Here is a 12,443-nt window from a genome sequence, read left to right as displayed (position 1 = left end):
TTACATGATGGCGCTCAACCGCCCGGAGTGGAGTAGCCGCCGACAATAAACAGGGTCAGCAGAACCAAGGCCGCAACAATAATCGCAATAGGGAAAAAATAACCGATCTTCATTTTTAATTCTCTTTGTCATCAGGCGCTACGGGGCTACAAGCGAATTTAACATGGACGGTGGTCGGCTAGCCATCTTTCCCGCTATTCATGTATTTCATTCATGGCACGGGTGAATGCAATCCACCCGAGGATCGTTGCCACGCTTTGGCGCGACATGAACTGGATTCCGGGATTGGCGAAGGGTACCGGGCACTGATTGCCGCGTCTCCCGCCATTACCCGGCTGATACTCGGCAGATGCGGCGGCGAAGGTTGTTATCGCCGCTCTTTTAATGCCTATCACGACGCCAGGCCACCGCCGCCTTTATAGGGCGTTTTACCGGCGATCTTCATGACTTCCGCCCCCAGGGTGACAAAGGGCGCGCGGCGGCTGGCATAGATTAGCCCGCTCGCCTGGGCACGCACCGCTTTTACCGTATCGGTGATCGGGTCAATGATTTCCGCCACGGCCTCATCCACCTCTACCCACTCACCCGGCTGGCGCAACGGCAGCAGAATGCCGCTGGCGGGCGCGGTAACAATCTCCCCGGCGGCAAACGGCAACATGGCGACATCCAACTGAGGTATCGCCGGCGGCTCGCCCGCAATTGCGCCACGGTGCTGCAAATAACGATAGAGACGTTCGGCATCGTTGCCGGCCAGTTCGTGGCCGATATCCTGTTGCCCGCGCAGTTCCAGCGTGACCGCCATGCAGCCGGGTTGCAGGTTTAACGCGGGATGTTGTTGCGCCAGCCGATGCCACGGCAGCCCGCAGGCTTCGTCAAACGAACCGCCCCCGCTGTCTTGCGAAAGCAGCACCGCGCCGATCCCCATACAGCGCGCCAGGTCTTCCGCCTGCTCGCGCCAGGCCGGGTCGGCATACATATGCAATATCGCGCGGTCATCGCAATGCAGGTCCAGCACCACATCGGCGTCGCAGGCCAGTAACAGCAATTGCCGGCGCAGGGCTTCCACCTCGCTGCGATCCGGCATAGCGTGCAAGGCTTCGCGCATCGCAGCGCGTACCTGCGACACGGCAGGCTCCGACTCGGCAAAGACCTCATGGTGCAGCAACAGAGCCAGATCGGGAAAGTCGCGGTTGAAATTGCGGCCGCTGACCAGATCAAACCGCCCGACGCCGCCGTTGAGCAGCACCTGCGCCAGCCCCAACGGGTTGGCGACCGGGACAATGATTATTTCACTTTGCAGTTCACCGCGCCGTTCCGCCTGGCTGAGTAATCTTTTAAGATAATGCAGCACCAGCATGCCCGGCAGTTCGTCGGCATGCAGACCGGCCTGCAGGTAAATCTTTTCGCCCTGGCCGGGCTGGCCGAAATGAAAACTGGTGAATTGGCGCTGCCCACCCAGGGCATGTTCAGGTAACTTATGATGTTTACTTTTCATTGGACGTCCTATCTGTGGAAAAGAAAGCCCGGCTTGATCGAATCGACAAAAAAATCCTTGAAATACTGTGCCGGGATGGCCGCATTTCCTATCAAAAGCTCTCCGAGCAGGTCAACCTGACCGCTCGCCCCTGCCAGGAACGGGTACGCGGGCTGGAGCGAGACGGTATTATCCGTGGCTACAGCGCCATTATCGAACTGCCGGAACCGGAGCATGCCTTTGTGATACAGGCGCAAATCGCGCTGGCCGATCATGGCCATTCCCAACCCGCATTCGAGCAGGAAATGCGCAATACCCCAGAGGTGCTGGATTGCTGGCTGGTCAGCGGCAGTTTCGATTTTCTGGTGCGCATCGGCTGCCGCAGCATGGAAAGCTACCGGCTGCTGGCCGACACCTGGCTGACCAGCAAAAAATTCCGGGTGGATAAAATCGTTACCCTGACCGAGTTGCAATCCATCAAGCGATCCTGAACCGCCTCAGTCACGGCGAATAAAGGCCAGCCAGCGCCGCTCTGCCCGTGAAAACAGGAAGATCAGCAGGAAGGTGCAGAGCAGATAAAGCGCCGCCGCCATCAGGAAGGGAATAAACGGCGAATAGGTGGCGGCGTAAAAAGCGCGCGCCACCCCGGTAATGTCCAGCAGCGTCACCGTGCTGGCCAGCGACGTGGCGTGCAGCAGAAAGACCATCTCGTTATTCAGTGCAGGAATACCCCGCCGTAACGTCGCCGGCAGCACCAGCCGGCGAATTATCTGCCACTGACTCATGCCAAACGCCTCCCCGGCGACCCACTCCTGCCTGGGAAAGGTGCCCATCATGCCGGTCAACAACTCCGCGACGTAGGCGCTGGTATTGAGCACCAACGCCAGCGTGGCGCAAAAGGTGGCGTCACGAAACAGCAGCCAGAAAGGCTGATCGTTCTGCCAGCCCAACTGCACCACGTCGAACTGCGACAGGCCGTAGTAAATCAGCATCAATTGCAGATACAGCGGCGTGCTGCGGAAAAAATAGGTCACGCAACGGATTAACCAGGACAGCGGGCGCGGGCCATACACCTGGCCGACCGCCATCAGCACCGCCAATAGCATGCCCGGCACCACCGACAGCAAAAACAGTTTGGCCGTCAGCGCCAGCCCCGTCACATCCGAACCGTCGCTCCACAAAAAAGTGGGCGTCACTTCCAGCATATCTTGCAGAGTCATCAGCGTGCTCCTGCAGCGGTCGAGGAAGCCAGAGCGTAGCGGCGCGCCAGCAGGCTAAAGCCCCAACTGGAGATCGCGGTGATCACCATATAGATCAGCGCTACCAGGAAATAGAACAAGAAGGGTTTTTGCGTTGCCCGCCCCGCCTGCTCCGCCAGCCACACCATGTCCTCCAGCCCCAGGATCGACACCAGCGCCGAGGCTTTCATCAAGCCGAGCCAGTTATTGTTGATCCCGGGAATGGCGAAACTCAGCATTTGCGGCAGCAACACGCGGCGAAACACCTGCCCTGGGCGCATACCGTAGGCCATTGCGGCTTCCAGTTGCCCGCGTTCAACGGTGAGAAAAGCGCCGCGAAAGGTTTCCGTGTAGTAAGCGCCAAACACGAAACCAATCGCCAGCACGCCGGAGATAAAGGTGTTGAAGCGTAGCGGCCCCAACCCCAGCAGGCCAAGAAAGCCGTTGACCAGCATTTCGCCGCCAAAGAACAGCAACAGCATAATCACCAGTTCGGGAATGCCGCGCACCAGCGTGGTGTAACCCGTCGATAACCAGCGCAGCCAGCGCGGGCCGAACAGCTTAATCAGCGCATTGATCAGGCCGAGCGCCAGCGCCACCGCCAGCGAAACCAGCATCACGCACAGCGACAGCGCCGCGCCGTGAGCCAGCAACGGCAAATACTCGATGACCATTCCCGGCCTCCCATACTTGACTAAATGCCGGGCCAGCCGGCGTCAGCGCGCCGGTTTAGCCGCCGTAAATGTCGAAGCTGAAATACTTTTTCTGGATGGCGTCATAGGTGCCATCGGCACGGATGGCCTTAATGGCACCGTTGAGCGCGTCACGCAGCGCCGGGTTGTCTTTGCCCACCGCGATGCCCACGTCAGAGGAGATGCTGCTGTCCGTAATCGCCGGGCCGGCAAAGGCAAACTTCTGCCCGCGCGGAGTATCGATAAAGCTGCTGGCCGCCTGGGTATTGTCCTGCAACGAGGCATTAATCCGCCCGGACATCAAATCCAGATAGACATTGTCCTGGTTGGCGTAAGAAACGATCTTCACGCCCTGTCCGGCCCAATGTTTCTTCGCATAGGTTTCATGAATGGATCCGGTCTGTACGCCGACCGTTTTGCCTTTCAGGCTGGCGGCATCCGGCAGCAGCGGGCTGCCCTTGCGCGCCACCAACTGCGCCGAGCTGCGGTAGTAACGATCGGTAAAGTCCACTTCCTTTTTACGCTCGTCGGTGATGGTCAGCGAAGCGATAATGGCATCGAACTTACGCGCATTGAGCGCCGCGATCATGCTTTCAAAAGGCTGTTTGACGAAAACGCATTTGGCATGCAACTGCGTACACAGCGCATTGGCGATATCGATATCAAAACCGGTGATCTCGCCGCTAGGCGAAAGCACGTCAAAAGGTGGATAACCGCCGTCGACACCAAAGCTGATGGTATCGAAAGACTGGGCCGCCGCCGGGCCACCCAGTGCCAGGCTGGTCAGTAGAACCGCTAATGTTTTTTTCATGGCTGAGATCCCCGGTGAAAGAAAGCGCTAGAAACGAAGTGACAGGCAGGTCAGGCCGCCGTCCATTTTTTTAAATTCGCTGGTGTCGAGCTGAACGATAGGCATGCCCAACTTTTCGATTTGGGCCAGCGTGTGCGGGTAACCCCGTGGGGTAATCAAGGTATCGTTGATCCACAGCGTGTTGCCGGCGTAGGACTCCGCTTCGGGGATAACGATGCCGTTAAAGCCGCTAAAAGCCGGATGGCGCTGGTAGTCCTCCGTCAACAGAAGGGTGTTGCGGCCAACATAGTTGACGATGGATTTCAGGTGCAGACCGGCGCTGACTTCAATGGCGGTCACCCGGTAACCATACGGCTCTACTGCAGCGGCAAACTCGGCAATGCCGGCTTCATCGGTGCGCGCCGTCAGGCCAATAAAAAATTGACGATCGACCAGCAGCACGTCGCCGCCGTCAAGGTGGCCGCGCCGGCTCATCCGTACCACCGGGCGCTCGCCTTCAAACAGCGGTGCAATGGTGTCAACCTCGCCCTGGCGGCTCGGCGCACCCGGATGAGTGATCACGGCCAGCTCCCGCATGACCACCGCCGTGTCTTCCACGAAGTGGGCGTCCGGGAAGGCCGGGGCCGCCGGTAGCACCGTCACTTTCAGGCCCAGGCGCAGCAAGGTATCCACATAGGCCAAAAACTGACGGCCGGTGGCGGCGATATCCGGCGCGCCCAATTGAGCGGTGGTCTGGCCGCTGCCGCAGCTATCGGCAGGGAGTCTGGCAATGGCTTGAGTAAAGTGCATGGGCGATTCTCTCGAGTGAAATGGACGGTAGGTGTTCTTCGATTATCAAACAGATACCGTCGCCAATCAGGTTGAATCCGCCCGTCGGGACTCTACATTTACGCTGTTTATCGCTCCGCTGACGACCTATTCCGCTGTATGTCGTGCAAAGCCGCCGCCCTCACGGCAATGGCGCCTGCGCGCCGGTAATGCGCGGCATCACTTCTTTCATCAGTTCAAGGAATTTACGCAACCGTGCCGGATAATAACTGGCATAGGGGTAAAGCAGATAAATCGGCAAGGGCGCGGCGTGCCAGCCCGGCATCAACGGGGTAAGCAGCCCCTGCTCCAGATCCTGTTTGACCACCCAGGACGACAACATCGCCACTCCCACGCCGTTCAGCGCCGCCTTGCGCACGGCATAAAGGCTGTCGGTACTCAGCCTGGGGACAATGTCAAAACGGTAATCTTCGCCGCTGGCGGTATGCGTCAACGTCACTTCATTGCGATAAAAACTGTTTAGCGCCAGCCAGGGCAACTGCGCCAAATCGCCGATCTGCACCAGCGGCGTATGGCGCGCCAGCAGTTCAGGCGCGGCCACCACAATGCGCGGCACCTGCGCCAGCAGTACCGCGACCACCGAGGGATCGGTCACCGCACCGACGTGAATCGCGCAATCCACGCCTTCCGGAATGAAATCGGGCGAATGATCGTTGAGCGTCCACTCCACGCTGGTCTGACGATAGCGTTGCAGGTAATCCCCCAGCGGCCCAATCAGTTGATCCTGGCCAAAGGCATGCGGTGCGCGCACCCGCAATACGCCCACGGGTTCATCGCGCACGCCGCGCAGTTCATCCTCCATGATTTGCCAGTGCTCAATCAGCTTGCGCGCATGCTGATAACAACGCTCGCCGTCGTCCGTCAGCTTCATGGCGTGAGTCGTACGCTGGATTAATTTAACGCCGAGCAGTTGCTCCAGCACCTGGAGACGCCGGCTAATGGTGGGCTGCGAGGTGTTCATTTGCGCAGCCGCAGCCGAGAGGCTGCCGCTGTCGACAATGCGCACCAGAGTTTGCAGCATGGCTATACGGTCGCCATTGGGAAATGGATTTTTATTCATACGTATTACGTATAACAGTTTTACCTGTGCGGGGGCTACAGTTTCCACCGAAAACTGGCAAGAATAGCCCCACTTTACTCGTTCTGGATAACCGTCATGAGCCTGATTTCAGCCACCACCACCGCGCCCGACAATGCGCTTTCCGCCAAAATCGTTTTCCTGCTGGCCGCCGGTGCCGGTCTGAGCGTGGCGTCCATTTACTACAGCCAGCCAATGCTGAGCATCATGGGCGATACGTTCCACGCCGGGGTCAGCGATATCGGCATGGTACCCACGCTGACCCAAGCGGGCTATGCGCTGGGCATCCTGCTGCTGGCTCCGCTGGGCGACCGTCACGATCGCCGCCAGATCATTCGGATAAAGGGCGTGTTGCTGGCACTCACCCTGCTGATGTGCGGTTTTTCTTCTTCATTTCCGCTGTTGTTGCTCAGCAGCCTGGCGATCGGTTTGGCCGCTACGGTGGCGCAGGACATTATCCCGGCGGCCGCCACGCTCGCTTCGGACGCCAACCGGGGCAAGACGGTGGGCACGGTAATGACCGGGTTGCTGGCCGGCATTTTACTCTCGCGCGTGTTCAGCGGCGTGGTGGCGGAATACTTCGGCTGGCGCAGCGTTTATATGCTGGCGGCATTGGGGGTGCTGGTCATCACCCTCACGATCGGTGCGGTACTGCCGCGTTTTAAACCCAATACCACGCTGAGCTACCCTGCGCTGCTGCGCTCATTGGGAAAACTGTGGGCCGACTACCCGGAACTGCGGCGTGCGGCGTTGGCTCAGGGCTTGCTGTCGGTCGCGTTCAGCGCTTTCTGGTCGACGCTGGCGGTCATGCTGGCGGAAAAATATCAGCTTGGCAGCGCCGTAGCCGGTGCCTTTGGGCTGGCAGGCGCGGCCGGTGCGCTGGCAGCCCCCCTGGCGGGCATGCTGGCCGATCGTCACGGGCCGGACTATGTCACTAAAATCGGCGCCGCCATGGTGGTGTGTTCATTCGCCCTGATGTTTCTGCTGCCCTGGCTTCCGCTGCCCGCCCAGCTGGCGCTCATCGCGCTGAGCGCGGTAGGTTTTGATCTCGGTATCCAGGCGACGCTGGTGGCGCACCAGACCATTATTTACGCCATCAACCCGGCAGCCCGCAGCCGTCTGAATGCCATCATGTTTACCCTGGTGTTTATCGGTATGGCAAGCGGTGCCGCTCTCGGCAGCAAAGTCCTCGAAAGCGCCGGTTGGCCGGGCGTGGTATTGCTGGCCACGCTGGCCTCGGCGGGCGGCCTGGCGCTGCGAATGCTGGCCAAGCGCACCCCGCGCACCGTCGCCTGAGTCATTAAGCCATCCGACAATAGCCGCAGATCCTGCGGCTATTGTTGATTGGCGGCCACAAACTCCGCCAGATTCTGCTGAGTGATGGTTTTATAAGGCACCCAGTTGTAAGCCTCGGTCTTTTGCTTTTCCAGCAGTGCCTTGGTGATCTGCACCGCCCCGATGGCTTGCCCTTTGGCGTCCTGGAAAATAGTCAATACCATGCCACCGTTTTTAATAAACTGCAGGCCGTCCGGCGTACCGTCAATGCCCGCCACCAGGATGCTTTTGTTTTTAGCCTGGTTCAGCGCCATGATGGCGCCAATCGCCATTTCATCGTTATTGGCGGCGATAGCATCAATCGGGCGGCCGTTCAGCAACCACCCGGACACCACATCCACCGCTTCATTGCGCTGCCATTTGGCGGTCTGCTTTTCCAGTACCTTCATGTCCTTATACTTGGCGATCACCTCTTCCACCGCGCGGGTGCGTTCACGCGCCTCTTCGTTGGACAGCGCCCCCATCAGGATCGCCACATTACCGCGATAATTCATCCGTTTCGCCAGCGCCTCCATTTGCAACTTGCCCCCCTCCGCCGAGTCCGAACCCACATACGCCATGGCATTACCCAGCTTAACTTCCGGTTTGCGGTTGACGAAAATCAGCGGGATGTGCGCACGCTCGGCGGCATCCATCATCGGTTTCACACCCTGGGTATCTACCGGGTTGAGGATAATGGCATCCACCCCCAGGTTGATAAAATCGTCCACCTGCTGCACTTGCAGCGCCACGTCGCCTTTGGCATCGACAAACTGGCCATCCATGTTCAACTGCTTAAGCTCGCTCACCATTTGCGAACGTAAAATGGACACGAAGTTGAGATCGAAATTGGCCAGCGCGACGCCGACCTTATAGGTTTTCGCCTGGGCGTTAAAGGTCATAAACAGACTAAGTAATATCAACAGCACGCTTCTGATTTTCATGATGTCATCCTGTAGGTTGAGATAATTTTATTATTAAAATCAATGCATCACTCTTCATCCCGGGCAACAGATAACAGCCCGGGTTTACTGCGGTTATAAAGTGAAATGGTCACGGAACTGTTGCAGCGCCGCGGTGCTGTCATCGGATGCCCACCCCTCCAATGCCACTACGCCCCGGTAGCCGATCTCGTCCAACGCGCGGGCTATGGCACGGTAGTTGATTTCACCGGTCCCCGGTTGTTGCCGCCCCGGTACGTCGGCCACCTGAATTTCGCCTATCGCCGGCCCGCAACGGCGAATAAGCTCGATGAGATTGCCTTCGCCGATTTGCGCATGATAAAGGTCGAGGTTCATCTTCAGCCCCGGGCTGTTGACCGCCTCAACCAAGGCCAGCGTGTCGCAGGCTTTGGCGAAGGGCGTGCCCGGATGGTCCCGCGGCAAGTTGAGGTTTTCCAGCGTGAACACCTTGCCGGCGCGCTCCCCTTGCTGCGCCAGCTTGCCCAAGGTATCGGCCGCCTTCAGCCACATGGCGCCGGTCACCACCTCCACCGGCTTCACCGGCAAGCCGTTGGGATCCAGGCCGGTGCCGTGTAGATTCAGGCTGGGGCAGTTCAACCGCTGCGCGATGGCGAGCGACTGTTCCGCCGTTTGCAACAGCTGGGCGATATCCTCGTCGTCGGTCAGGTTGCCGGCGAGATAACCGGTCATTGAAGTAAAACGTGCGCCGGTGCCAATCAACGCATCAAGATCTTTATTTTCCCAGTTCCAGATCTCGACGCCGAAGCCAAGCGCATGAATACGCGCTACGCGTTCAACAAACGGCAGATCGAGGAACACCATCTCGGCGCACACAGACAGCTGATATCCGGCCATTATTGTCTCCCCAGCGTGATCGGTTTGCCCTGCTTCACCGACTCGATGCAGGCCAATGCAATCTCCAGCGCATTGCGGGCATCCTGTCCGGTCGCGCGCGGCATTTCCCTCTGCTGGACACAGCGGGCGAATTCAGTCAGCTCCGCCACATAAGCGTCATGCAGCAGATCGGTATCCTGACGCGAGGTTTCGATGGCGATGCCGCCGGCGTGATACCGCACACAGTTATTCAGGTTGATATTGCCCGCCTGCAACATCCCTTTGCTGCCAAATACCTCACCGCGCACGTCGTAGCCGTAGACTGCCTGGAAGTTGGCTTCTGCGGTGGCGATAGCGCCGTTATCGAAGCGGATAGTCACCACGGCGGTGTCCAGTAACCCTTTATCCTTGAAGTCCGGACGCACCAGCGCATCCGCCAGCGCGTATACCTCAACCGGTCTGGCGCCAGGGTTTAAGTGCAACAGCGTGTCAAAATCGTGGATCAGCGTTTCCAAAAAAATGGTCCAGGCGGGGATCGGCGCCGGATCGCGCAACTGCGGATCGCGGGTTACCGATCGGGAAAGCTGGGTAACGCCATTCTCTCCCTCCTTCACGGCGGCAATGGCGGCGGCAAAACCGCTGACAAAGCGGCGATTAAAGCCCACTTGCAGCACGACGCCCGCCTGTTTGGCGGCGGCGATGGCCCGATCCGCCTCTTCCAGCGTGATGGCCATCGGTTTTTCGCAAAACACGTGCTTCCCTGCCTGGGCGGCGGCAATCACCCACTCCGCATGGGTACGCGCCGGGGAAGCAATGACTACCGCATCGATTTCGCTGTCATCCAGCATGCTCTGCAAATCGCTAAAGGCGCTGACGCCCAGCCTGTCCGCCAACCGCTGCGCTGCACCCGGCAGCGGATCGGCCACGGCGGCCAAAACGGCGCCCGGCACGCGCCGCGCCAATGACTCCGCATGGAAAGTGCCCATTCGGCCGGCACCGATCAGGCCAACGCGCAAGTTGTGAGGTGAATGACTCATAGTGATTCCTTATGTGGATTAACGCCCTTGTCGGGCTACGGAGGTCACTGTGGGTATTGCAAAGGGGATGCCAGCGCGAAAAGGGAGGAATTTGTGAGGCGATGCACAGATAACCACAACAAAGTGACAACTAAATTGACATGTCAATTTCACATGTCAATAAAATGAACATTACATTCCAAACTGGAGAGCCGCATGCACACTGCCGCCGGACTGATGCCGATCAAAGACGAGAGCGACCCGATTTTCAGCCTCCCGGGAGGCCCGGAGGCCAGTGAATGGGATAGCCTGTTTTGGCAAGGCTGGCAGGTTTTTAATGAAGGCGGGCAACCCGGCTGGATCCGCAAGTCGATCCTGCAATCCTGGCAACGTTCGCGTGAAAACGGCATCGACCCCGAAGAGTTTGTCTATCACTCGCCGCCGGCAGAGCGGTTGCAGATGATTCTGGCGCAAAACAGCGAGCTGATTAAGGTGGCGCACAGCATCATGGAAAACCTGCTGGCCTACAACCCTGACGGCCACATCAACCTGACCGATGCCTCCGGCGTCACCCTTCACTACTGCGGCGCGGATTTGACACCGGTCGGCAGCATCCTCAGCGAGGAGGTTCAGGGCACCAATTGCACCGCGCGCTGCCTGCGGGAACAGCGCCTGGTGTATGTGTTAAGCGGTGAAAACTGGAAAATGGGCCTACGTCAGCGCCATCGCCAATGTGCGGCGGCACCGGTGCGTAACGCTGAAGGCGTGATGATCGGCGTGCTGACGCTCACCGCCACGCCGGATAACTTCAACGCCCACACACTGGGCACCGTGCAGGCGGCTGCGGAGGCCGTCGGCCAACAGTTGCAGTTGCGTCGGCTGCTGGCGGAACAACAGTCCATTATGGAAACGCTGAATGAAGGCGTTATTGTCTGCGATCGCCACGGCAGGCTGAAAACCGTCAACCGCTATGCGCGCCAGATTTTTGACGGCTTGGAACCTGGCGAGCTGTCCCTCGATCAGTTGCTGCGCCCGCAGTCCGGCTCGTTGCTGACCATGCCGTTTTGTAACGATCGTGAAATGGTCTTTATGCCCGAAGGCAAACCGGCCCTCTCCTGCGTGATTTCGTTGATGCCCGCGCCGGATGACGGCCGAGTGCTCTCCCTGCGGGAGAACCAGCGTATTCGCGCTATCACCCGCCGCGTGATGGGCGTCAGCGCCAGCTATACCTTTGACATGATATACGGCCACTCCAGCCGCATACGGGAAGCCATATCCAAGGCGCGCACCAGCAGCCGCAGCGACAGCACCGTTCTGCTGACCGGCGAGAGCGGAACCGGCAAAGAGCTGTTTGCTCAGGCGATCCACAACGGCAGCGCACGCAGCAATGAACCCTTCGTTGCCGTTAACTGCGGCGCCTTGCCGCGCGATCTGGTGCAGAGCGAGCTTTTCGGTTACGTGGATGGCGCCTTTACCGGCTCGCGCCGTGGCGGTTCAGCCGGGAAATTTGAGCTGGCGGATGGCGGTACTTTACTGCTCGATGAAATCGGCGAAATGCCGATGGATGCGCAAACCAGTCTGCTGCGCGTACTACAGGAGAGTGAAGTGCTGCGGATCGGCGCCACCCACCCGGTGAAGGTCAACGTGCGCATCGTGGCGGCCACCAATTGTGATCTGGCGCAGGCGGTGGAGAATGGCGCTTTCCGGCGCGATCTGTATTACCGCCTGAACGTCATCTCCCTCTCTGTTCCGCCGCTGCGCGAACGACGGGAAGATATCGTCGGGCTGGTTAACGGCTTTGTGCACAAACTCTGTACGCGCATGAAAAAAATCCCGCCGCAGGTATCACCGCAGGCGATGGCCTGCCTTAGCGCCTGGCGCTGGCCGGGCAACGTGCGCGAACTGGAAAACCTGGTGGAACGAATGGTGAACCTGTGCGAAGGGCTGCAGATCGACGTGGGCGACCTGCCGGAGGAAATCACTCGTGATCGTACTGAACCTGACGCAACACCGTCCGCGAGGCTGGAAGATAACGAACGTACCCATATCATGCAGGTGATTGAATCCAGTGGCGGCAATCTGCGGCAGGCTGCGCAGCGGCTCGGACTATCGCGCACCACGCTGTACAATAAAATCAATAAATGGCGGATCGATTTGACCCTGTTGCGCCCTGAACGGCCGGCTTGACAGGGTTGC

Annotated in this window: 13 protein-coding genes; 3 read left to right on the top strand and 10 right to left on the bottom strand. The window is 59.1% G+C overall.

What is annotated here, in order from left to right; all coding sequences use genetic code 11:
* Window positions 1-14: 14 nt before the first annotated feature.
* Window positions 15-113, bottom strand: a complete 99-nt coding sequence (locus JEM67_RS13945; protein WP_013812895.1) for a YoaK family small membrane protein — start codon at window positions 111-113, stop codon at window positions 15-17.
* Between the two features lie 278 nt (window positions 114-391).
* Window positions 392-1,495, bottom strand: a complete 1,104-nt coding sequence (locus tag JEM67_RS13940) for a succinylglutamate desuccinylase/aspartoacylase family protein (RefSeq protein WP_199635851.1) — start codon at window positions 1,493-1,495, stop codon at window positions 392-394.
* Between the two features lie 14 nt (window positions 1,496-1,509).
* Here JEM67_RS13940 and JEM67_RS13935 point away from each other — a divergent pair, with 14 nt between their 5' ends.
* Window positions 1,510-1,965, top strand: coding sequence for an Lrp/AsnC family transcriptional regulator (locus tag JEM67_RS13935; RefSeq protein ID WP_199635850.1), 456 nt, complete (start codon window positions 1,510-1,512; stop codon window positions 1,963-1,965).
* A gap of 6 nt (window positions 1,966-1,971) precedes the next feature.
* On the opposite strand, the gene JEM67_RS13930 is transcribed toward JEM67_RS13935, so the two are convergent.
* The 5 genes from JEM67_RS13930 to JEM67_RS13910 all read right to left on the bottom strand — a co-directional run bounded on the left by JEM67_RS13930 (window position 1,972) and on the right by JEM67_RS13910 (window position 6,103).
* Window positions 1,972-2,694: an ABC transporter permease gene (locus JEM67_RS13930; protein ID WP_199635849.1), complete on the bottom strand. Its 723-nt coding sequence runs from the start codon at window positions 2,692-2,694 to the stop codon at window positions 1,972-1,974.
* Window positions 2,694-3,386, bottom strand: coding sequence for an ABC transporter permease (locus JEM67_RS13925; protein ID WP_004944436.1), 693 nt, complete (start codon window positions 3,384-3,386; stop codon window positions 2,694-2,696). The genes JEM67_RS13930 and JEM67_RS13925 overlap by 1 nt, the downstream gene beginning before the upstream one ends.
* Window positions 3,387-3,441: 55 nt before the next feature.
* The gene (locus tag JEM67_RS13920; RefSeq protein WP_004944430.1) at window positions 3,442-4,215 is read right to left on the bottom strand and encodes an ABC transporter substrate-binding protein; all 774 of its coding nucleotides are present in this window, start codon (window positions 4,213-4,215) and stop codon (window positions 3,442-3,444) included.
* 27 nt (window positions 4,216-4,242) lie between these two features.
* Window positions 4,243-5,004: a dimethylarginine dimethylaminohydrolase family protein gene (locus JEM67_RS13915; RefSeq protein ID WP_199635848.1), complete on the bottom strand. Its 762-nt coding sequence runs from the start codon at window positions 5,002-5,004 to the stop codon at window positions 4,243-4,245.
* A gap of 160 nt (window positions 5,005-5,164) precedes the next feature.
* Complete coding sequence (locus JEM67_RS13910) at window positions 5,165-6,103, bottom strand: LysR family transcriptional regulator (protein ID WP_199635847.1); 939 nt, start codon at window positions 6,101-6,103, stop codon at window positions 5,165-5,167.
* Window positions 6,104-6,199: 96 nt separating this feature from the next.
* Here JEM67_RS13910 and JEM67_RS13905 point away from each other — a divergent pair, with 96 nt between their 5' ends.
* A complete protein-coding gene (locus JEM67_RS13905; RefSeq protein WP_199635846.1) occupies window positions 6,200-7,417 on the top strand; it encodes an MFS transporter in 1,218 nt (405 codons plus the stop codon).
* 38 nt (window positions 7,418-7,455) lie between these two features.
* On the opposite strand, the gene JEM67_RS13900 is transcribed toward JEM67_RS13905, so the two are convergent.
* The 3 genes from JEM67_RS13900 to JEM67_RS13890 all read right to left on the bottom strand — a co-directional run bounded on the left by JEM67_RS13900 (window position 7,456) and on the right by JEM67_RS13890 (window position 10,268).
* Window positions 7,456-8,379 (bottom strand): substrate-binding domain-containing protein, encoded by a 924-nt coding sequence (locus JEM67_RS13900; protein WP_199635845.1) that lies wholly within the window; start codon window positions 8,377-8,379, stop codon window positions 7,456-7,458.
* 93 nt (window positions 8,380-8,472) lie between these two features.
* Complete coding sequence (locus JEM67_RS13895; RefSeq protein WP_004944418.1) at window positions 8,473-9,252, bottom strand: TIM barrel protein; 780 nt, start codon at window positions 9,250-9,252, stop codon at window positions 8,473-8,475.
* Window positions 9,252-10,268 (bottom strand): Gfo/Idh/MocA family oxidoreductase, encoded by a 1,017-nt coding sequence (locus JEM67_RS13890; RefSeq protein ID WP_199635844.1) that lies wholly within the window; start codon window positions 10,266-10,268, stop codon window positions 9,252-9,254. The genes JEM67_RS13895 and JEM67_RS13890 overlap by 1 nt, the downstream gene beginning before the upstream one ends.
* A 195-nt stretch (window positions 10,269-10,463) precedes the next feature.
* On the opposite strand from JEM67_RS13890, the gene JEM67_RS13885 reads away from it, so the two are divergent.
* Window positions 10,464-12,434 carry a sigma-54-dependent Fis family transcriptional regulator gene (locus JEM67_RS13885; RefSeq protein WP_199635843.1) on the top strand — a complete coding sequence of 657 codons (1,971 nt, stop codon included), beginning with the start codon at window positions 10,464-10,466 and terminating at the stop codon, window positions 12,432-12,434.
* Window positions 12,435-12,443 lie beyond the last annotated feature (9 nt).

It is taken from the genome of Serratia sp. PAMC26656 (assembly GCF_016469055.2).
GTDB lineage: Bacteria > Pseudomonadota > Gammaproteobacteria > Enterobacterales > Enterobacteriaceae > Serratia > Serratia plymuthica.
Note: the sequence above shows the minus strand (reverse complement) of the source record. Positions and strands in the feature narration are given on the sequence as shown.